This is a genomic window from Rhizobium sp. PDO1-076 (assembly GCF_000247475.1).
Taxonomy (GTDB): domain Bacteria; phylum Pseudomonadota; class Alphaproteobacteria; order Rhizobiales; family Rhizobiaceae; genus Allorhizobium.
The window spans coordinates 1-2,079 of sequence record NZ_AHZC01000237.1 but is presented as its reverse complement, the minus strand read 5'-3'; the positions used below and the strand labels follow the sequence as shown (position 1 = coordinate 2,079).

The following is a 2,079-nucleotide window of genomic DNA, read 5'->3' as shown; positions in this document are numbered from 1 at the left end:
TTTCCCGAGCCAGCTCTCTATAGCAGAATCCGGAAGGTCCAGAGCTTCCAGAACATCCCAATCCGAGTTGCCCTCCTGGATTCCACTATATCGCTTAAGCCGCACGTTCCCATCATACTCCAGATCTGGGGTGTACGTCAGGATTGAACTATATCGATCACGCCGTACACTGTCCCCATCGGCGCTAACCTTGACGGGATGACCCACCGTACCCACCGTACCCGCCACCTTGGCTCCGGGATCAGCGAATGGAGCCCATCGCTTTAGAGCCTGAATTACCCATTTCGAGAAGCTTTCACCTAAACCACCTGTCCGGCCAAGGGCAATCCCACCCTGTCGCCTTAGAGACTGAATAAAATCAGAGACTGGCTGAATTGCTAAACTCAAGTTTTTTTTGATCTTAGCCAAAGACCCGGAATTAACATTCGGCACAATCGGTTCGCGCTGCATAGGTTTTTCAGCACTGCCAGGTGCCGACAGAGGTGCTGTATCTTGGAGCGGCCGCGCAGCACCTGAAAAATCGTTCGCGTGCGAGGCGCGTTTCTTAACCGAGGGCCTGGCAATTGCTGTGAACAAATCTTTCTCGCTGGGAGAATTAGGAGTGGCATTGGGATCAGCGAATGGATTGTGTGGTTCCTCGACTGGATTGAATGACCCAGCTTCTTCGCCATCATCAATTGAATTAAATGATGAGTGCCCCTCCCCCCCCGGTGCGCCCTCAGCGAATGGATTATACGCCTGATCGCTAGCCTTGCCTGAACCAAGCGCCTTGCCCGTCACTTTTGTAATCTTAACAGGTTGCAATACCGGACTTGCTAAACTCGAGGGATCTTTGGCTTCTGAAACGGGATCAGCGAATGGATTGTATGAAACACCTTCATCGGCTTCATCAATTGAACTAAATGATGAGCGCCCCTCCCCCTCCGGTGCGTCCTCAGCGAATGGATTATACGCCTGATCGCTAGCCTTGCCTGAACCAAGCGCCTTGCCCGTCACTTTTGTAATCTTAACAGATTGCAATGCCGGACTTGTTAAAGTCGAGGGATCTTTGGCCTTACCACCAGCGAGTAAATTGTATAGAGGCCATCCAAACTGCCCCCGCTTTACGTTTTGCATAACCGGCACACCGTTAGTATACTGTTGAATTAAAGAGGGTTTTGCGCCTGGCTTTGCCTCTTGAGGCACCGCTGCAGTTCTTTTTCCGTAAAATCTTCCACTCGCTCCCTTGAAACTTGACAGCATTTTCGTGACAGAAGTTAGGCTTCGTCCGCTCCGTTGGGCTGGAATTGGGGACATCAAATCTCTCTTTCTTCAACGCATACGCACTCTTGCCTAAAACCTATCGGGTGAATTCAGATTATAGATCCGGCACGATTAAATTTTTGTTTCCGAACGAGCATTCCTATTCAAATGACTCTATAATTTTTAATAGGAAACCGAAAAATCACCGTGCCGAATCTACAACGCGATAGGTTTTAGCTCTTTGTTTTCATGCCTGTCGCCCGAAACCGCAGCGGTTTCGGGCGACAGGCGGGGGAGCCGCGAAATCTCAGCGCGGTTGAGGCGGCAGCCCTTCATCCACCCTTCGGGCCCCTTCTCCCTCGCCAAGCGGGGAGAAGGAGACATCGCCGAAGCGTTTCCGTCCCTTGGACGCGCTTGGCGAGGGAGAGGGCCGGGAATGCGTGTTGATCAAGCGGAAACGTTCAGGTCAACTCGAAATCTGGTACTAGGTTTGTTTGCAAGATTCTCCGCATGTTGGTCCTCCTCGGGGGTGGGTTCGTAAACAGAATCATCGTCCTCGTGCGGATTGACGATAGCCTTGCCTGAACCAGACATGTTATCCGCCACGTTGCCGGCATCAGGCTCTCCCTGGTCCGCATCGGTGATCGCATTCAATTTGAGATAAGGGTTTCCCTTCCAGAATTTCAGACTCTGTGTGTTAGTAAACCTAGAAAGACCGGCCTGTGCATCGTCCGCTTTGATGCCAGATTGATCTGGCTGACTTGCCCAATTCACAAGGCTTCGACCTTTACCAGCAGCCCAGCCAAGGGCAATCCAACCCGATCGAAATATAGACTG

The 2,079-nt window shown here is 51.5% G+C and carries 2 protein-coding genes; both read right to left on the bottom strand.

The genetic code is table 11. The features are described from left to right. Positions 1-1,296 (bottom strand): hypothetical protein (locus PDO_RS27910; protein ID WP_007602739.1); only part of this gene is annotated, 1,296 nt, incomplete at its 3' end. Positions 1,297-1,689: 393 nt separating this feature from the next. Next, positions 1,690-2,079, bottom strand: a 390-nt coding sequence (locus PDO_RS28355; RefSeq protein ID WP_037074149.1) for a hypothetical protein, incomplete at its 5' end; no start/stop codon positions are given.